Below are 18771 nucleotides of genomic sequence, written 5' to 3'. Positions count from 1 at the left end.
ACCGGATCTTTATTTATAGTAATGCTACTTCAGCTCTAAACCGATTCCAATTTTCTCCAGTAAATATGGGTTATGGTCGATCACCAGAATATCATTTTCAATACTTAGATCTTTCAGAATCTTTAGGAGCAAATCTATATCTTCATAATGTAAACCTGTGCTAGGCTCATCAAGTATATACACTACATCTTTGCTACCTTGCAACAACCAGTTCAGCAACAATAAACGCTGCTTCTCTCCTGAAGACAGGCTTTGAATAGGTTGATCCAAATTTAAATGTCCAAGACCTATTTCCTGAAGTTTTTCCAGAACCTTCCATAATTTCTCGAGTTCACCATGTTGCTTCAACCAAAGCTCAAAGCCATGAAGATCCAGATTAAGCACCTCAGCGATATTCTTACTATAAATTCTATGTTCGAGAGTTTCTGGTTTGTACCGCTGTCCCTGACAGGTTTCACAGGTTTCCACAGCATTGGCAGTAACATCCAGACTCGTTTCCACATAACCCTTTCCTTTACAATCGGGACACTGGCTCGTCTTGGTTTTATAAGAAAAATCTTTAGTTTTCAGTTTCGAATTTTCAGCAAAGATCTTTCCAATTTCCTTTAGAAAATCCAGATAAGAAACCAGTAAGGTGGCAGAATGTGATCTTAATTTCTTTGCCTCAAAATAATGGGCATTTTTATAATTTTCAGGATACGCTATCTGCTCGCAATAGATCGGTTGCCTATTTCGAATGGAAGGGATTATGATGTCCTTAACCAACGTTGTCTTACCAATCCCACTTTTTCCGCTAAGTGCAGTGATCCCTCCTACTGGAATTTCCATAAAGTTGCGTTGCAAAGTATAACGCGAAACTCCTTTTATTTCAATTTTTCGCTCACTGTCAGAAGTAAAATGGAAACCGGACTCCTGTTTTTTGAAATAGGCATGGGTACTTTCTTTCTTTACAAAGTCTTCTGGAGTTCCCTGAAAAGTAATTTGTCCGCCATATTTCCCAGCCTTTGGGCCAATTTCAATAAGCTCAGTCGCCGCCTGAATAATCTCTTTATTATGTTCTATGACAAGTACAGTATTTCCTTTGGCTACCAATTCCTTCAGAATCGCTATAAGATCCGGAATATTATGTCCCGAAAGTCCTGCGGAAGGTTCATCCAGAAGATAAGTAACTCCCTTCAACGGACTATTTAACTGGGTGATCAAAGCCACCCGCTGATTTTCACCACCAGATAAAGTTTGAGATTTTCGATTTAACTGAAGGTGATATATATGTAGCTGAGTAGCCCTATGTATCGTATTTTCAAGAAATGGCTGAATTTTTTCAACTAATCTCTGATCGATTTCTGAATAAGTGCTTGCATTCTGAATCCACTGGTCAAGCCCGGAAAAATCAAGGTTCTTGATCTCACAAATAGACAGGCCACCAATCTCAAATTTCAATCTTTCCGGTTTGAGTCCACTTCCGAAGCAATTGCTACAAATAGCCGGTGTGAATAGAGCGGTTAAATTATCAATGAATTTATTTTTTCGGGTCTTATAATATTCCTGCTTGAGGTAATTATCCAGCCCTTCCCATTTCATTTTGATCTGCTGAGTTCCTTCCCTGGTTTTAGTTCTGAACTTCCACTGGGTTTCCCAGACTTTTTCTCCGGTTCCTTCAAAAATGATCCTCTTTTGTTCTTCGGAATATCGATTGAAAGCAGTATTTCGGTCAAAACCATGTTTCTGCCCTACTTTTTCGAGTATTGCCATATACTGACTGTCTCTCTGCCCATAATAAGAAAGCGCCTTATTATGTTCAAAAACTCCTTCTGAAATACTTAAATTAGAATCGGGTGCAAGCTTCTTCACATCCGGAAGCAGTTCTTCACCCAGGCCGTCACAGATCTTACATTTCCCAAGTTCGTGATTATTGGAAAAATGACTGGCTGAAAGTTCTTCTCCCTCAAATTCAGCTTTTCGAGAAAAAGCAAATCTTAAAAGTTTATCGATACCAGTTTGCTTGGAAAGATCAGACCTATTGGTAAAATTAGGCACTTTTCGGGTCACACAGATCGTGGGAGTTAATCCGTCAACTTGATCGACTTCCATTTGAAAGTTTACCCCAACCCTGGACTGTTGATATGCTGAAAATTGCCTCGTCATCTCCTGCATCCCATATGCATGCACCGTATCTATAAGCAGGGAAGATTTCCCAGATCCCGAGATGCCTGTGACTACGCTCAAGGTATTCTTCTGCAATTCCAGATCAAGATCCTTTAAGTAGTGTGTACGCGCTCCCCGTATCCTGATCTCATCTGTTTGCTGGATCTCTAACTCTGGTTTAGAAGTCTCCAGCGCAGCTAGCGAATTATCGAAATAAGCATCTGCTTGCGATTTAAAAAGTTCATGATTTTCAAAACAAACGATCCCTGCTGTTTGTTCCTTTAACTTATGCAAAGCAGTAATTAATTGACGTACATTAAGCTGATGCAGTCCAATGCTGGGTTCTTCAAGTATTAAAATATTGTCTCTGGAAGGTTTGGCAAAATGCTTGGTCAGTTTGATTCGCTGGGCTTCTCCTCCAGATAAGGTATTAGAAGGTTGCCCTAATTTTAAATATTCCAGTCCGAGGTCTTTCATCAGTTTCAGAATATTCGATATTTTCCGGTCTACTGCGAAAAAATCGATTGCTTCCAGGATGCTTAGATTGTAGATATCTGCAATGTTCTTCCCATTCCATTTCACTTCCAGCACTTCCTTTTTAAAGCGCTTACCTTTGCATACAGGGCAAACCTGGTTAATCGTTCCCATCACATTCATGGAAAGACTTATCACCCCGGCACCTTCACATTCCTCACATCTGCCTGCTTTGTTATTAAATGAAAATGAACTTTTACCTAATTTGAGAGTCTTTGCATCATCAGATCTTGCCAGAAGATCACGAATCTTATCGGCTAAGCCGGTGTAGGTCGCGGGGTTGGAACGCGGAGTTTTACCAATGGGCTGATCACTCACTGTAATTAGTTTCAGATCTCTTTCTTCTGAAATTTCCTCAAGCCTATTTTCGATGGCTTCATTCTTCCGACTAATAACTGTCAGTCGTCCTTCTTCCGCACTTATTGTAGCTACTGAATTACTTAAAACTTTTGAAGAATCTTCTTCCGAAGCATTCATTTCCGCCAGAGTAGGACTACTGTTGGAATCAGATTTTAAAAATTTTTCTATTGGACCGTTAAAGATGATCTCTCCTCCATTTTTTCCGGCTTCAGGACCTAATTCTATGATCCAGTCGGCGGAGCGAATAAAATTAAGATCATGCTCTACGACCATGACCGTATTTCCCCTGGCGATCAATCTTTGTAGAATATGACGTAGATGCTTTTGATAATTTTCTGCGAGGCCGATTGATGGTTCATCAAAAATATATAATATACCCTGCAGGTTGCTGTTTACCTGTTTGATCAACTTCACACGTTGTGCATCACCAGAAGAGATTTTAGAGCTTGGCGTACTCAAACAGTATTCGCCCATTCCTAATTGTACCAGATCGTTCAGCTGCACATAAATCTTGCTAACCAGGTCCTTTTCTCCACCCTTGAGTTTAAGGCCACCTAGAATTTTATGTAATTCTGCAAGTGGGATTTCCATCCATTCAGCAAAATTTCTATTTTGCCACTTGAATTTCAGGTGATCCGGCTTTATCCTGGCGCCATGGCATGCGGGACAAATACTGGAACTGGCGAACCTCAAAATGTTCTTATTTCGATCTCTTCTAAGAATATCCTGCATTATTGGCAGCATACCTTTATAATAACCTTCCTCTCTTGGTTTCGCCTTAAAGCCTTCCCAGCGCAATCTTGATTCTAGCGTATGTTTCCCGTAGAAAACTTTCAGACGATCGCTTCCATTCAGGACGACATCTTTTTGCTCGTCTGTTAAGTCTTTCCAGGGAATATCCACGCTAAAACCATGCGCGTGGCATACTTTATCAAGTTCTTCAACGGTGATCTGAGAATAGACGATATAACCACCCGGCAAAGTGGTAGTGATAGCGCCTTCTCTTAAAGTCTTATTTTCATCACCAACCAGTTTTTCAATATCGATATATTCAGCTTCACCAATTCCTCGACAGGTTTCACAGGCACCTTTGGGATGATTAAAAGAAAATAAAGATTTACTCATTGGCTTACTCCCAGAATAACGCGCAAAAAGTATCCTAAAAACCGAAGCAAGTTCAGAAAGAGTTCCGAAGGTGGTATTAATGGATTGAAACCTTTTGGATTGTTCTACTTTAATAACCGGAGGAAGATCTTCGATATCATCAACTTCCGCAGTAGGAATAAGATTCGCATTCTGTTGATTATATGCCGGCAAACTTTCCAGGAAAAACCTGTAACCTTCGTTCCCGATAACTCCCATCGCCAGTGATGATTTTCCCGAACCTGAAAGTCCGGTAAGAACGATCAATTTATTCTCGGGAATCTCAAGGCTAAGATTCTTTAGGTTATTCTGGTAAGCATTGATAATGCGCATAGATCTGTCTTTCTTTTTCAAAAGTTAAAGATATAGAGAATCTTAAAGCTCATCAACCTATCTGCCGTGAATTGCTTTTGGACTATTTTAAAACATGATTCTGTTAATTTATAGATCGAACGCTTTCAAAATCCTGCATAATTAGACTTAAGTTTACCTGTTTGGAGGACGCTCTGGAGAACCGTACTTTTGAACACTGTAAATGTACTGCTGCTACCAGCAACTTCGATAATATGATTGCATGAGAAAAGCCGAAATACCGGATAATGAAGACCTGAGATTACGAAGTGTGCGGCAACTTGGCCTGTTAGATTCACTTCCGCAGGAATCATACGATAATATTACCACTCTGGCCAGTGAGATTTGTGGTACTTCTGTAGCGCTGCTTACTATTCTCGATAAGGACATTCAATGGTTCAAGTCAAAAAAAGGTCTGGGAGCAGATCAAACCAGCCGTGATGTTTCATTTTGTGGACATGCAATCCTGGAACCCAACGAAGTCTTCGAGGTGGATAATGCTCTGGAAGATACTCGCTTTGAAGACAATCCCCTTGTTCTGGATGAGGAAACCCATTTTAGATCCTATGCCGGAGTTCCAATTTTAAATAAGCAAGGTTTACCACTGGGAACGCTTTGTGTGATCAACAAAACACCTAAGAAATTAAGCATACATCAAAAAAGATCTTTGATCGCTCTGGGTAAACAGGTAGAGATCTTATATGAATATCATCTACAGAACACTGAATTAAAAAAGGCGCAAAACAATCAGCTTGAAAATAATAAGATCCTTCGGGAATTTGCTGGCAATGTTAGCCATGATCTTAAAATGCCCCTGGCGAACATGATCATTACCTCAGATATTATTAAAGCGAAATACGCCAGCGTACTTGATGATAAGGGGAAAGAATACCTCGATTATATTAAAAATTCCGGATTAAAATTAAGTGAATATATCACCGGTTTACTGGAATATTATTCTGAAGATGGTTCAAAAGCTTCGGAAGTAAAAGAATTCTTTCTGAATGATCTTCTAGAAGATACTATCGATTTATTGCATATAGATTCCAATTGTGATATTCGCCTTCCGGAAGAAAATTTAAAGATTCGAGTCAATCGAGCAGGATTGGGACAGATCATGATAAACCTGATTAGCAATAGTTTGAAATACAATGATGCTGAAGAGATCGTGATCGACATCGACTGTTTTGAAAATGGTGCTTTCTACCATTTTTCTGTTACAGATAATGGAATTGGTATTCCTGAAGAACACCTGGATCAAATATTTGAGCTGTTTACTGTCATTAACGTGAACGGAACACCAGATGAGCGAGGTCATGGAATTGGGCTAAGCACAGTGCAAAAACTGGTGGATACAATGAATGGCGAAATTTCAGTAAAAAGTATCTTGAACGAAGGGACTACCTTTAATTTTTCACTTTCGAAACCTGAACTTAACCAAATTCAAGTAAATTAATATTCAAAATCTTCTTGGTCCATCTTTAAGATTCAGGATGACCGAAAATGATTAATCGGTTCTGTTAAGGATTTCAAAAGACAGATCAAAAATTGTTATAATTCTCCTAAAATCATTCTAACGACAAACAGGCGAGCCAATATCGCACACTTGTCTCATTTTTACTTGCTAATTTTAATTCAACCATATTAATATATCAATTAAAAGATGAGCGAGAAAGAGAAGGATAAAAAATCCCAGGATCTCACCAGGGATACCAAGAATGCAGAAGGTAAAACAATGACCACCAACCAGGGTGTAAAGGTGAACGACACCAACAACTCCCTGAAAGCCGGGGAAAGAGGAGCTACTCTCCTGGAAGATTTTATTTTAAGAGAAAAAATTACCCATTTTGATCATGAAAGAATTCCGGAAAGGATCGTTCATGCAAGAGGGAGTGGAGCACATGGATATTTTGAACTATATGAAAGTATGGACAAATATACCAAAGCTCCCATTTTTACTGATACCAACAGAAAAACACCCGTTTTTGTAAGGTTCTCAACCGTGGCAGGCTCTAAAGGTTCTGCCGACCTGGCAAGAGATGTTCGAGGATTCGCCGTGAAATTTTATACAGATGAAGGAATTTTTGATCTTGTAGGGAATAACATGCCGGTGTTTTTTATTCAGGATTCCATGAAATTTCCTGATCTAATTCATGCGGTGAAGCCTGAACCAGATCGCGAAATACCACAGGCGGCATCGGCTCACGATACTTTTTATGATTTCGTTTCACTTACTACGGAAACCTTGCATAACCATATCTGGGTCATGAGTGATCGTGCTATTCCAAGAAGTCTGCGCATGATGGAAGGTTTTGGAATACATACTTTCAGACTCGTTAATGCTGAAGGTAAATCCCATTTCGTTAAATTCCATTGGAAACCATTATTAGGTACACATTCAGTTACCTGGGATGAAGCAGTAAAAATTCACGGAGCAGATTCCGATTTTCATAGAAGAGATCTTTGGGATGCGATTGATGCGGGACATTTTCCAGAGTGGGAACTTGGACTTCAAATCATTCCTGAAGAAGATGAACATAAGTTCGAATTTGACATTCTGGATCCAACGAAATTGATCCCTGAAGAAATGGTGCCGGTACAACGTATTGGTAAAATGACCTTAAACCGTAATCCAGACAATTTCTTTGCAGAAACTGAACAGGTTGCATTTCACCCAGGTCATATCGTACCCGGAATAGACTTTTCCAACGATCCATTACTACAGGGTAGATTGTTCTCGTATACAGATACGCAGTTATCGAGGCTTGGAAGTCCTAACTTTCATGAATTACCAATAAACCGTCCTGTGAACGAAACACATAACAATCAGCGTGACGCTCATATGAGAATGACGATCAACAAAGGAAAGACGGCATATTTCCCTAATTCCATTGGTGGAGGTTGCCCGCATCTTGCAAAAATGGCTGAAGGCGGATTTACTCCTTACGAAGAAAGGATTGACGGTAGAAAGACGCGAGCTAGAAGCGAGAGCTTTAATGACCATTATTCTCAGCCAGCGCTCTTCTACAGAAGTTTAACCGACTGGGAGAAGGATCACGTTGCAGACGCTTATACTTTCGAAATAGGAAAATGTACTTACGATCATATCAAGGAACGTATGCTTTATATCATCAACCAGATCGATGGAGATCTTGCAGCTAAGGTTGCTGAAGGATTGGGTATGGAGATTCCAAGTAAAATTGATGGTCCGGTAAATAAAGCTATAGGCGCAGATGCCGATGTAGAAAAGCACCAGCCACCTAAGAAAAAGAATTATCTCGATAAATCTGAAGCACTTAGCCTTACTCATCTAAAATCTGATAGTATTGCTACACGCCAGATCGGTTTTCTTGTAGGTAATGGATTCGATGGTGAATCCATGGGGAAAATGAAAAAGGCTTTAGAAGATAAAGGAGCGATGGTTCAATTGCTGGCCCCTCATGGTGGTACTATAAAGTGTGATCAAGGCAAAAGTCATAAAGTGGACGCAGCTCTATTAACTACGGAAAGTGTTCTATTTGATGCTATTTATATTCCTGGAGGCACTAAAAGTCTGGAAGCTTTAAACAAAGCTCCTAAAACAGCAAAATTCATCAATGAAACACTGAAACATTGCAAAGCAATTGCATTGGATAAAGAAGTGATGGGTAAGATCGAAAATACTTATCTTGATAAGTTCAAGAAAGATGTCGCAGTTTTGATCGATAAAACTCCAGCAAAGTTCATTGAACAGATCGCAGCTCACAGAAACTGGTCTAGACAGAAAGAAGCAATGTCTATACCTGTTTAATTGTATTTAGTAAGAAAAACCGCTGGTGAAAACCAGCGGTTTTTTTATTTAAACATGGAATGAAATAAATAATATCTAAAAGTATTTGATTATGGAAAAATGGTTTGACTTAACATTAGATTCTGCTTTAGCTATTGTAATTTCCTGTCTGGGAATCTATATTTCTATAATAATGTATACCAGAATCTTCGGCAAAAGAAGCTTTTCTAAAATGTCCAGTTTTGACTTTGCGATGACTGTTGCCGTTGGATCGATGCTGGCCACCACAGTACTTTCTGATTCGGTGACACTTCCGGAAGGAATGATCGGACTCTTCTTTATATACTTATTTCAATTAGTAGCAGCATACCTTAGAAGATGGGACATTTTCAGAGAGGCAATAGATAATTCTCCGCTGCTCTTAATGGATGGAAAAGAAATATTACATGACAATCTTACCAAAGCCAGAGTTACGGTAACCGACCTTCGTTCTAAATTAAGAGAAGCAAATATCGTAGAACTGGAAGATGTAAAAGCAGTAGTTTTTGAAACAACTGGAAATATTGTAGTGATTCACTCGCATGATAACAGACCGGTAAACGACTGGCTCCTTAAAGATGTTTTGAGGAAATAATTAACTAGACTTCTACAGGTACCTTTGGATATGAATAATTTCTGAAGAAGTTAAACTTTTGGTAAGTCTATAGCCAGAACGATTCATTGAACTTACATTTGCATCGTGCACGACATAATCGTGTGTAGAACAAATGTTATGAAGAATTATATTGAAACTACTACCCTGCAGAATATCTTCCGAATACTACTTTCGGTTTTCATGATCTACGCAGGATTTAGTCATTTAAGTTTTAACCGCGTAGACTTCCAGGCGCAAGTTCCGGATTGGGTACCAATGAGTAAAGATCTAGTCGTTATACTTTCCGGGATCGTAGAAATGATCCTGGGTCTTGCCTTACTCTTCTGGAAAAACCAGCGTGTTAAGATTGGCTGGTTCCTGGCAATTTTCTTTGTGCTGATCTTTCCGGGAAATATCGCGCAATATGTTGATGGAAAAGATGCTTTTGGCATTCTGGATTCAGATAGAGCAAGACTTATAAGATTATTTTTTCAGCCCGTACTTATAGCCTGGGTTTTATGGTCTACCGGCGCATGGACTGCCTGGAGAAACTCTAAGAAATGATAATGATGGAAGAAAATGAAGATTTAAAATTAGAAAATCAAATTTGTTTTCCCTTGTATTCAGTGTCCAGATTGATCACAAGGGCTTACAAACCTTACCTGGATACCATGGGTCTAACTTACCCTCAATACCTGGTTCTACTTGTACTTTGGGAGAAAGATGAGCAAACCGTTAATCAGATAGGGAAAAAACTTTTACTCAATACTAATACTTTGTCTCCTCTCATTCAACGTATGCAGAAAAATGGTTTACTGTTACGCACCCGTTCTTCCGAAGATGAAAGGACAGTAAAAGTCAATTTAACCAGAAAGGGACTTGACTATAAAGAACAAGCCAGGAATATTCCTAAAGATCTGCTTGGGAAACTACTGAATGAGGACGTACAGGTTACAGATGTTATGCTATTAAAGAAAACACTTGATTCCTGGATTGAGATATTGAACAATGAAAAGGAAATGAATATAAATTCAGAAAAATAAAAATATGAAAGCACTTCAAATAAAGAAATACGGAGAAATTAAAGACGGTCTTGAATTTGCTGAAACCAGCAAACCCGAAATATCCGATAATGATGTTTTAGTTGCTGTAAAGGCTGCTGCTCTTAATCCAATAGATTACAAATTGGTACAGGGTCATCTAAAAGATATGCTGAAACTGGATCTTCCAACCGGGATTGGCTATGATATGAGCGGAGAAATCGTAGAAATTGGGAGTAAAGTTAAAGATTTCAAAGTTGGAGATGAAGTTTATGGTCGTGTACCGCAAGAGTATATGGGTACTGTAGCTGAATTTGTAGCCGTAGATGCTAATGTGATCGCACATAAGCCTGAAAATGTGACTTTCGAAAAAGCTTCCTCTTTGCCGCTTGCCGGACTTACCGCAATGCAGGCGCTACAAAAGGCAGATATCAAGAAAGACGATCGTATCCTCATCCATGCAGGTTCCGGTGGTGTGGGTAGCTTTGCAATTCAGTACGCCAAATCTATAGGTGCTATAGTCTATACGACCACGAGTGATACCAATGTGGAATGGGTAAAAGCGCTTGGTGCAGATAGAGTAATCGACTATAAGAACGAAGATTATAAGGAAGTTGCGAACAACCTGGATATCGTTTTCGATACCCTCGGAGATGATTATACTTTTGATGCTTTTGAGATCATTAAAGATGGCGGAAAAGTGACTAGTATCGTTGGACCACCAGATGAAAAAACGGCTAAGCAAATGGGAATGACCGACTATCAAATGCCGGAAAAACTTAGCAAACTTATTCAAGATAAATCTGCTCAATATACATTAACCTGGATGCAGCCAAATGCACCTCAGCTCAAGGAGATCAAAACGATGGTAGAAGACCGAACAATTAGACCGGTTATTGACCTGGTTTATTCTTTTGATAAAGCAGTTGAAGCTTTCGAATATCTTGCTACAGGCAGAGCCCAGGGTAAGGTGATCGTGAGTCTTGCAGAAACCTTCGAAAACAACTAAAATAAATATAGAATCGTTCATTAAAAATAATAGTTATGAGTAAAGGAAAAAATGTATTAGTAGCCGGAGCAACCGGAACTACAGGAAAAATTATTGTTGATCTACTTAAAAACTCTTCAGAATATGAGCCAATTGCCATGGTAAGAAAAGAAGAGCAACAAAAAGAATTTGAATCTCAGGATGTAAAGACTATTCTGGGTGATCTGGAGAAAGACCTGAGCCATACCACCGAGAACGCGCACAAAGTCATCTTTGCTGCCGGTTCTGGTGGTAAGAACGTAATTGGTGTAGACCAGGAAGGAGCTAAAAAACTTACTGATGCTGCTAAAAATTCAGGAGCTTCAAAATTTGTAATGTTAAGTTCTATGGGAGCAGATGATCCTTCAGTAAGCGAAGATCTTCATGAATACCTTCAGGCAAAACAGAATGCTGATGAACATCTAAGATCCAGTGGTATAAATTATACTATTGTAAGACCAGGATCATTAAATAATAAGGATGCTTCTGGAAAAATCAAACTAGAAGAAAAGTTTTCAGAAATGGGTGAAATCTCCAGAGCAGACGTTGCCCGTACCTTGGTTGCCGTTCTCGAAGATGATGTAAGAAGTAATCAAACATTTGAAATTCTATCTGGTGATATAGAGATCAACAATGCAGTAAAAGCATAATCAACCAACATATTCGAAAAGAACTGAATGATCTTCAGTTCTTTTCTTTTTTAACTAATACACTATGAAAAAATTATTACTCTTAGCACTGATAGTTCTTTCCCAGAATGTAACTAGCCAGGAGCCGATAGGTCCCCAATCTGCAGTAGAAAAAGTGACAGCTTTTAAAGGGCAACAGGTTACAGGAATCAGTCTTAGTGAAACAGGAAGGATCTTCGCGAATTTTCCAAGATGGCGAAAGGACGTGGAGTATTCAGTTGTGGAGATCGGTAAAGACAAGGAGGCTTTGCCATATCCCAATGCTAAATGGAATTCCTGGAAGGTTGGAGAAAAGAAACAGGACTCCATATTTGTTGCGGTGCAATCTGTTATTGCTTCTGAAAATGATTTATTTGTTCTGGACACCAGAAATCCGCTATTTAAAGGAGTGGTGAATAATCCGCGGATATTCGTCTTTGACCTGGAGTCAGAAAAACTGAAGCATATTTATGAATTAGGAAAAGATAGTTTTTACAGGGATTCTTATATTAATGATTTGCGTGTTGATAGAACTAATGATCACATTTATCTTACAGATTCAAATCACGCTGGTTTAGTAGTTATAAATATGGAAACTGGAGAAAGCAAACGTGTTTTAAGTGACCACTACTCTACTCTGGCTGAAACCGATGAGTTAACTATCAACGGAGAACAGTATAAGAACAAGATACATTCAGATGGAATTGCACTGGATGAAGCTGAGGGGTTGCTATATTACCATGCCTTAACCGGCTATACTCTTTATGCTGTACCAACGAAGATTCTTCGCGATGGCTCAAAGGAAGAGATTCAGAAATCTGTAAAGAAAGTTGCAAAAACAACTGCACCAGATGGAATGATTCTAAATTCCGACGGAATGCTTTACTTGGCAGATCTGGAAAATAATGCGATCATGAGGTATAACACGAACTCGGGAGAGCAGGAAGTTCTTGCAAAAGGTAAAAAAATACGCTGGGCAGATACTTTTAGTCTTTATGAGGGATATTTATATTATACGAATTCGAGGATCAATGAAGTGAAAGGAGATATTTCAGATATGGAATTCAGCATTTACAGGATTAAGCTATAGATTGTAAAATCTTTATAAAAAAAGCAGATCAATAATTGATCTGCTTTTTTTTTATGCTTTCTCTGCATGTAAACATTTGAATCGAAGATTTCCAGCATCTGTGTACTTGAGTCGGATCTTGTAATTCAAAGGGCGGTCTTCTTTATGAAATTCTCCCGATTCAGGATCAAAACCGCCATCTGTGGTGATTGATATACTTTTTACATGGTCTGCTTCAATTCTATTTAAAAATTTAAATTCTTTCTTGCTCAGTTGTTTATTGGACAGGATTGAATTGATTGTTTGCAGGTGTTTGGCTGTTGCATTCATAATATCATTTTTCGTTCGACATCTTCTCTTTTTCGTTCTTTATTTCTTCTTTTTTCTCTTCCTCTTCTTCTCTGGTAATCAATCTATGGTCGTTCTTAAGACCAACAATGTGAATGATCGCTGTAATGGTCGTATATAGCATTAGCACAACCGTGATCATCATTCCGCTTAAAACTGAAGTGCAGAATAAGCTTATCCAGTAAATGGACGAATACCAGTTTAGAGGTACATTATCTGCTTCTGTGATCTGAATATTAAATAGTTGAAACATTACAATTGCACTAACTATTAGTACGGTATCAAGTTTTGCGATATCCAGAACCTGATGGTAATGCTCGCTTTTAAGTTTCGATTCAGTTCCTGTACTTATTCCCAGTAGCGTTAATAACAAGGTTAGTATCGTGGCAGAGGCAAGAGTGATCGTATTACAAAGCATATTTAGACCACTATGAGAGGATTCAATAAGTTCTTTAGCTTCATAACCGGAAAGCTGACCTAACAGGAATATTCCTATGCCTGTGAATACGGTAGCTACAATTCCGCCATAAATTGCTTTTCTGTTTTCCTTAAAGAAATTTCTCATTGCTCCTTATTTTTTTACTGGTGAAATGGACAAACCCAATCATCTTCGGTAGCTTTACCACTGTATTGTTTTGCTTCACTTGATGATCCAAAGTCTTCTAACATTGGATTCATACTTCCCTGTAATTCTTTATCTCTGGCTCTAATTTTATCACGCACCTTTTCATAAGCACCCATTTCCCTTAATTTCTCAAATTGCACATGCAGGTTAAAGGCAATCGAAGGATACGGACTTCTACGAGCCTGTCTCGAACTATTGGGATGCATACCTACAATATAGAAAGATCTTCCGGCAATACTGAAACTGAAATTATCATGCTCTGGATCTTTGGTTACGGAAGGATCCCAATCTTTCGTATCGATTTTCTCAATTTCTTCTAATTGCTTCCATAACAATCGCTCAAATTCATCTTCCGTAGCGATATTGGATTCGGGAAAAACAGCGATAAAAGATTTAAAGTCATTTGTTTCAAAATCATATTCAGCGATATAATTTTTAAGGTCCTTTAGCAAAGCTTCCGTTTGCAAAGGGTCACCCAACTGCCCGTATTGTTTAGTTTTTACATGTTCCTGGCTAAATACTGTTTGAGCCATGATACAAGGATGATCCTCCTCAAGGATCCAATGTTCAAATTTCTCTTTCGTTTTCATCATCATTCAGTTTTTATATCTACATATAAGCAGCCTCTGGCCGGTAGGACTTCTCAATCAAATCCTTATCTGGCTGCTTCAGTATTTTAATAGTACTTCTATCTGCCTGCCATTCGATTAAACCAAGCTTAGTAAATTCCTCTAGCCAGTTCTCCATCACCCATCGTTCCCATTTCTCGTAAAATATTCGTGCATTTATAACGATGGCTTCTACCTGATGAACTGGTGGTGAATGCACCGGATGTTGCTGGTGATAAACTTTTGCAGGTGACAATAGCAAGGGATAAATACTTTTAAGCTGACTAATCTTCATCGCCATATCTGTATCTTCTGCACCGTAGCCGGTAAATTGCGCATCAAAACCTTCCAGTACTTTGAATAACTGCTTCGGAATATAAAATGCAAGGCTCCAGAAAAGCATATAATCACTGGCTTCGGCTAGTTCATTGATCTCTGGCCTGGCAGGATGCGCAGCGCTGTGTTGTTCCAGATCGTTCAACTCAAAATCCTGCGGAATTTTACTCTCAAGATAATGTGGATTACCCATAATTAATGTTTTATGAGCAAAACCTTGCGTGATAATATCATCAAAAAAGTCTGGATGAGGAATACAATCAACATCGAGAAATATCAAGTGGTCCAATTTGGCATTTTGAGCCCCTATGTTCCTGGCCTCAGCAATAGGCAGATTTGAGCCTTGAGAACTTATTTTTATAATTTCTATAGGTAAATCCTCAAAACCAGAAAGCTCTGGCACCTCATCAATAGATACGATCATGATCTCATCTGGCTGCAGGCTACTCATTTTGACACCCTGCAGTAAATTATGCAAGTGCTCTTCCCTACCCTTTACGATGGTGATTACTGAAAATTTTACTTTATTCTGCATGCTGTTGTTTTTGTTGGTTTGCAAATAGTTCAGGAATTAATGGTAGGCGATCATAATTCCCATTTAAATGCTTTTTCAATTTACTAATGGCACTAAGGTCATTTTCCACATCCCATATTCTGTGCTTTAAGATTTCTGAATCTTCCAGTTCAACTATAGAATTTGGATCTATCGCCAGATCATGCTGGTAAAGATGGGATGCCGTAGTCTCCTGTTCTTCATAAGGTCTTTCTTCCGGGATCGCCACAAAAGCTTTCTTAGACTGCAAAATTTCGGTTACGGAGTTGAGTCCGCAATTCGCCACCACAAGATCAGCCTGCTCAATTAAATTCTGAAAGTTTTGAACATAACCACAATTCCTGATCCTTGCATTGTTGAAATTTTCCTCCGGTATCCCAATAACTTTGATCTCTGCGGAAGCAAAACGTTTCGGAAGTATATTGATCGCTTTAATAAGTCTATCATTACCTCCTCCTCCACTAATTACGAGTATGTTATTAACTTCTTCTGAAGTTGCAGCTATTGGTTGACCGATCTTACGATCGGTAATAAAGCCTAGATAAATAGTTTTCTTCCGAAGCCATTCAGGCGTTTGCTTACTTTCGAATTCTTCAGGATAATATGCAAGGACAAAAACAGCACCTTGAAAAGCCTGTACATGTGCAGCATCACTCCTGTGACCAGGCAGTTTTACGTAAGCATACGGTATTGAAGACGCCCTCATCAAAGCTGCTAATTCCACACTTACATCCACGATCATTAATTTGATGTTCCTTTCCACAACTTCCTTTAGAATTTGAGCGCTGCGCAACTGTATAGATTTTTGTCCCACCGGACTGTAATGCAGATAATCTGGTACTGGAATCTGATTATCACTAATTGCCGTGCCATCTGGATTTTCATCTGGCAATTGCACGAATTGCCCCTGCAAAGCCTCAGGCTTCTTTAAACTACTAAATGTGCAGATCTCATCTTCAAAAACCTTTGCAAATAAGCGAGCAAAATTGAGATGACCACTACCATGCTGATGTGCGTAATACCCTATCATACCGCAACTTTTTTCAGTTGTTCCGAGACCATTTTATCATAGAGATTTTCATAAGCATCAACCATTTGCGCCTTGTCACAAAAATCTATAGCTCTCTCTCGGCAATCATTTCTGTCAAGCTTCGTACAGGATTTGATTGCATTTACAAATCCTGCTTCATCCTCAAGTTCGACCAGAAAACCGGTTTCTTTTGTCAGGATTTCCGGGGCAGCTCCTACATTAAAAGATATCACAGGCGTTCCACATGCCAGTGATTCAGCAATTACGAGTCCGTAAGGTTCGTCCCATACACTGGTAAATAAGGTCGCTTCAGAAGAACCAATTAGTTTATTTAAACCTTTATGCTTCAGATGTCCAATATATTCGACTCCATCGAGTTCTAATCTTGGCTCTACATATTCTTTAAAATATTCAGAATTGCTAAGTGGTCCGGCCAGAACAATTCTCTTATTTGCTTTTAAGGCATAATCTATAGCCAGATGTGGGGCTTTTTCCTTGCAGATACGACCAATCCAACAAAGTTTATCTTCTTCAGCAGATTTGGAAAAAGTCCATGCAGCAGTGTCAATTCCGTTATAGACTACATTTTTTTCCGGAAGTAAGTGAGCATAAGTCTCGCCTAATTTTTTACTTACCACGCTAAATTTTTCACTATGATCTCTTCCGAAGATATTTTCAAGGCCCGTATGAATGCTATCAAAAACCGGTGTATGAAAGGAAGTAAGAAACTGGTGCCTGCTACTTGCTCCCCAAATGATCGGTAGTTCATGCATACTGTGATTGTGTACCACATCATAATCTATGGATTCAATGATCTCCAGTACATTTCTATACATAAGTTCATCAATTTTGGATTCGGTCAGCTCATTATTTGCAACCTGAACAATATCGAGAGAAGTCACGTCAAACTGAGGGTCTGAACCAGATAACGCATATAAATGAACTTCGTGTCCCCGTTCCATAAGCGTATGCACCAGCTGGTGGGTGATCATTTCCAATCCTCCGGCATACGGCTCGGCAATGGGAAATTTATTATGCGCGAGAATGGCTATTTTCATCTGGAAGTATTTTTAGTTGGTTAATCGATTTAGGTGTAAATTCAGAATAGAGGTAAATTCCTGATAGAAGAAAAAGCAAGCTTACCTGAAGGCTATACATGGCGATTCCAGTTTTTCCCACCGCAAATAATAACATCGTCATCATAAATAAAAGCGTTGGAATCCTGAGCGGAATATGTTTGAGACTGGAAACCGATGCAAATTTGCTGGTCGTAACAAAACTAGCCGGCATTCCTATCAACGCCATAATAGGTGAAAAAGCCATCTCAAAACTCAGTGCTAAATGAACCAGGAAGGCTTTAAAATTATATTGAAAGGTGTTTTTAGAATTGGACAGAAATAAGAATAATTTACCGAACACATAAATACTAAACTGACCTAAAATAAGCATGGGAATCCAGTCTGAAATCAGCCACTTCGTAAATATTTCTGCCAGTATATAAAGTAAACTAAATACGATTGGAAATGAAAGTAAATTCACCCATGCAGATAATTGCATGAAAACTGATAATTTACACTGGTCTTTCACCCGAACACTGCAAAACTTCAGGAAACACTGAGTATTTCCATAAACCCAGCGATGTCTTTGTTTGCGTAGATCTGCAATACTTCCTGGCATAACTCCCTGCCCTAAAATTTGATTTGAAAAGTAGGTAGTAAACTTTTCAGACAGGAATTTAATTCCCAGGTGTGCATCTTCTGTAAGTGATTCTGTAGGCCAACCTGATACAGAAAGTAGTGATTCTACTCTCACCATAGACAAGGTTCCGGTTGGTAAAGTGCTAAGACTACGATTTCCAGCTTGGGCATACCCGCTAAAAAAGTGTTCCAATTCGTTGAATAAACCATGGCGTTCATGATGAAGTGTATAATTCTGAGGAAACTGAACCACTGCCGCATCTGTACCATCAATCGCCACTACAGCCTTAGAAAGACTATCTGGTTTCAATATATAATCCGCATCTACAGTAAAAATATATTCTGTATCTGGGTGCATTAGTTTCAGGCACTGGTTCAACGCTCCAGCCTTGTATCCATCAAGTTTGTCAAAGTGTTTGAAGATCACCTTTTCGGGATATCTATTACAAAATTCCCGAACCGGTTTCCATAGCTTTTTATCTGAAGTATTATTGTCCAGTACTACAATCTCGTAATTCTCATAGTTAAGCTGAAGAGCTGCCCGAATTGTTTTTATAACTAATTCTGAAGGTTCATTACAGATGGCAATATGAATTGAAACCTTAGGTGATTTTTGAAGTTTGGCAGATTTCGATCCCAATTTATTCTGGCGACGGCAGAATCTAATTCTTACCACAGATTCTACAAACATTAGAAGACTTAGAAAGCTCAGAAATAACATCAAAGTTGATTCAAAACCAACTACAAAATAGGATAGTACCATCACAAAGATCATGATGTAACTAAGCATTAAAATGTTTTGAGATACTTTCAAAATTTCCTTTTCTTTTTACG

At 38.8% G+C, this 18771-nt stretch carries 16 protein-coding genes; 8 read left to right on the top strand and 8 right to left on the bottom strand.

Annotated elements, in window-relative coordinates; translation table 11 throughout:
* Nucleotides 1-24: 24 nt before the first annotated feature.
* Complete coding sequence (locus ABVM50_RS09990) at nt 25-4536, bottom strand: ATP-binding cassette domain-containing protein (protein ID WP_405198444.1); 4512 nt, start codon at nt 4534-4536, stop codon at nt 25-27.
* Between the two features lie 220 nt (nt 4537-4756).
* Between ABVM50_RS09990 and ABVM50_RS09985 the strand changes: the two genes are divergently transcribed.
* The 8 genes from ABVM50_RS09985 to ABVM50_RS09950 all read left to right on the top strand — a co-directional run bounded on the left by ABVM50_RS09985 (nt 4757) and on the right by ABVM50_RS09950 (nt 12761).
* Complete coding sequence (locus ABVM50_RS09985) at nt 4757-5989, top strand: ATP-binding protein (protein ID WP_405198443.1); 1233 nt, start codon at nt 4757-4759, stop codon at nt 5987-5989.
* Nucleotides 5990-6196: 207 nt separating this feature from the next.
* Nucleotides 6197-8323 carry a catalase gene (locus tag ABVM50_RS09980; RefSeq protein WP_405198442.1) on the top strand — a complete coding sequence of 709 codons (2127 nt, stop codon included), beginning with the start codon at nt 6197-6199 and terminating at the stop codon, nt 8321-8323.
* A gap of 91 nt (nt 8324-8414) precedes the next feature.
* Nucleotides 8415-8936 (top strand): DUF421 domain-containing protein, encoded by a 522-nt coding sequence (locus tag ABVM50_RS09975; RefSeq protein WP_405198441.1) that lies wholly within the window; start codon nt 8415-8417, stop codon nt 8934-8936.
* A gap of 138 nt (nt 8937-9074) precedes the next feature.
* Nucleotides 9075-9500 carry a DoxX family membrane protein gene (locus tag ABVM50_RS09970; RefSeq protein WP_405198440.1) on the top strand — a complete coding sequence of 142 codons (426 nt, stop codon included), beginning with the start codon at nt 9075-9077 and terminating at the stop codon, nt 9498-9500.
* Nucleotides 9497-9979: a MarR family winged helix-turn-helix transcriptional regulator gene (locus ABVM50_RS09965; RefSeq protein WP_405198439.1), complete on the top strand. Its 483-nt coding sequence runs from the start codon at nt 9497-9499 to the stop codon at nt 9977-9979. The genes ABVM50_RS09970 and ABVM50_RS09965 overlap by 4 nt, the downstream gene beginning before the upstream one ends.
* Nucleotides 9980-9983: 4 nt before the next feature.
* Nucleotides 9984-10985 (top strand): NADP-dependent oxidoreductase, encoded by a 1002-nt coding sequence (locus tag ABVM50_RS09960; protein ID WP_405198438.1) that lies wholly within the window; start codon nt 9984-9986, stop codon nt 10983-10985.
* A 35-nt stretch (nt 10986-11020) separates the two neighbouring features.
* Nucleotides 11021-11653, top strand: a complete 633-nt coding sequence (locus tag ABVM50_RS09955; RefSeq protein WP_405198437.1) for an SDR family oxidoreductase — start codon at nt 11021-11023, stop codon at nt 11651-11653.
* Between the two features lie 64 nt (nt 11654-11717).
* Nucleotides 11718-12761, top strand: a complete 1044-nt coding sequence (locus ABVM50_RS09950) for an L-dopachrome tautomerase-related protein (protein WP_405198436.1) — start codon at nt 11718-11720, stop codon at nt 12759-12761.
* 51 nt (nt 12762-12812) lie between these two features.
* Here ABVM50_RS09950 and ABVM50_RS09945 read toward each other — a convergent pair whose 3' ends face one another.
* Genes ABVM50_RS09945 through ABVM50_RS09915 form a run of 7 tightly spaced genes read right to left on the bottom strand, consistent with a single transcriptional unit; the run spans nt 12813 to nt 18727 of the window.
* Nucleotides 12813-13070 carry a hypothetical protein gene (locus tag ABVM50_RS09945; RefSeq protein ID WP_405198435.1) on the bottom strand — a complete coding sequence of 86 codons (258 nt, stop codon included), beginning with the start codon at nt 13068-13070 and terminating at the stop codon, nt 12813-12815.
* A 4-nt stretch (nt 13071-13074) separates the two neighbouring features.
* A complete protein-coding gene (locus ABVM50_RS09940; protein ID WP_141877479.1) occupies nt 13075-13653 on the bottom strand; it encodes a hypothetical protein in 579 nt (192 codons plus the stop codon).
* Nucleotides 13654-13667: 14 nt separating this feature from the next.
* Nucleotides 13668-14306: a guanitoxin biosynthesis heme-dependent pre-guanitoxin N-hydroxylase GntA gene (gntA, locus tag ABVM50_RS09935; protein WP_405198434.1), complete on the bottom strand. Its 639-nt coding sequence runs from the start codon at nt 14304-14306 to the stop codon at nt 13668-13670.
* A 16-nt stretch (nt 14307-14322) separates the two neighbouring features.
* Nucleotides 14323-15192, bottom strand: coding sequence for a glycosyltransferase family 2 protein (locus tag ABVM50_RS09930; RefSeq protein ID WP_405198433.1), 870 nt, complete (start codon nt 15190-15192; stop codon nt 14323-14325).
* Nucleotides 15182-16240: a glycosyltransferase gene (locus ABVM50_RS09925; protein WP_405198432.1), complete on the bottom strand. Its 1059-nt coding sequence runs from the start codon at nt 16238-16240 to the stop codon at nt 15182-15184. The genes ABVM50_RS09930 and ABVM50_RS09925 overlap by 11 nt, the downstream gene beginning before the upstream one ends.
* On the bottom strand, nt 16237-17298 hold the full coding sequence (locus tag ABVM50_RS09920; protein WP_405198431.1) for a glycosyltransferase: 1062 nt from the start codon (nt 17296-17298) through the stop codon (nt 16237-16239). Before ABVM50_RS09920 ends, ABVM50_RS09925 begins: the two co-directional genes overlap by 4 nt.
* Nucleotides 17273-18727, bottom strand: a complete 1455-nt coding sequence (locus ABVM50_RS09915) for a glycosyltransferase (protein WP_405198430.1) — start codon at nt 18725-18727, stop codon at nt 17273-17275. The genes ABVM50_RS09920 and ABVM50_RS09915 overlap by 26 nt, the downstream gene beginning before the upstream one ends.
* Nucleotides 18728-18771 lie beyond the last annotated feature (44 nt).

Source organism: Christiangramia sp. LLG6405-1 (assembly GCF_045055805.1).
Taxonomy (GTDB): domain Bacteria; phylum Bacteroidota; class Bacteroidia; order Flavobacteriales; family Flavobacteriaceae; genus Christiangramia.
Note: the sequence above shows the minus strand (reverse complement) of the source record. Positions and strands in the feature narration are given on the sequence as shown.

Excerpts from the sequence above, each read along its gene's own strand:
- ABVM50_RS09985 (WP_405198443.1), top strand. The coding sequence starts at position 4,757 with ATGAGAAAAGCCGAAATACCGGATAATGAAGACCTGAGATTACGAAGT.
- ABVM50_RS09980 (WP_405198442.1), top strand. The coding sequence starts at position 6,197 with ATGAGCGAGAAAGAGAAGGATAAAAAATCCCAGGATCTCACCAGGGAT.
- ABVM50_RS09975 (WP_405198441.1), top strand. The coding sequence starts at position 8,415 with ATGGAAAAATGGTTTGACTTAACATTAGATTCTGCTTTAGCTATTGTA.
- ABVM50_RS09970 (WP_405198440.1), top strand. The coding sequence starts at position 9,075 with ATGAAGAATTATATTGAAACTACTACCCTGCAGAATATCTTCCGAATA.
- ABVM50_RS09965 (WP_405198439.1), top strand. The coding sequence starts at position 9,497 with ATGATAATGATGGAAGAAAATGAAGATTTAAAATTAGAAAATCAAATT.
- ABVM50_RS09960 (WP_405198438.1), top strand. The coding sequence starts at position 9,984 with ATGAAAGCACTTCAAATAAAGAAATACGGAGAAATTAAAGACGGTCTT.
- ABVM50_RS09955 (WP_405198437.1), top strand. The coding sequence starts at position 11,021 with ATGAGTAAAGGAAAAAATGTATTAGTAGCCGGAGCAACCGGAACTACA.
- ABVM50_RS09950 (WP_405198436.1), top strand. The coding sequence starts at position 11,718 with ATGAAAAAATTATTACTCTTAGCACTGATAGTTCTTTCCCAGAATGTA.
- ABVM50_RS09945 (WP_405198435.1), bottom strand. The coding sequence starts at position 13,070 with ATGAATGCAACAGCCAAACACCTGCAAACAATCAATTCAATCCTGTCC.
- ABVM50_RS09940 (WP_141877479.1), bottom strand. The coding sequence starts at position 13,653 with ATGAGAAATTTCTTTAAGGAAAACAGAAAAGCAATTTATGGCGGAATT.
- gntA (WP_405198434.1), bottom strand. The coding sequence starts at position 14,306 with ATGATGAAAACGAAAGAGAAATTTGAACATTGGATCCTTGAGGAGGAT.
- ABVM50_RS09930 (WP_405198433.1), bottom strand. The coding sequence starts at position 15,192 with ATGCAGAATAAAGTAAAATTTTCAGTAATCACCATCGTAAAGGGTAGG.
- ABVM50_RS09925 (WP_405198432.1), bottom strand. The coding sequence starts at position 16,240 with ATGATAGGGTATTACGCACATCAGCATGGTAGTGGTCATCTCAATTTT.
- ABVM50_RS09920 (WP_405198431.1), bottom strand. The coding sequence starts at position 17,298 with ATGAAAATAGCCATTCTCGCGCATAATAAATTTCCCATTGCCGAGCCG.
- ABVM50_RS09915 (WP_405198430.1), bottom strand. The coding sequence starts at position 18,727 with ATGCTTAGTTACATCATGATCTTTGTGATGGTACTATCCTATTTTGTA.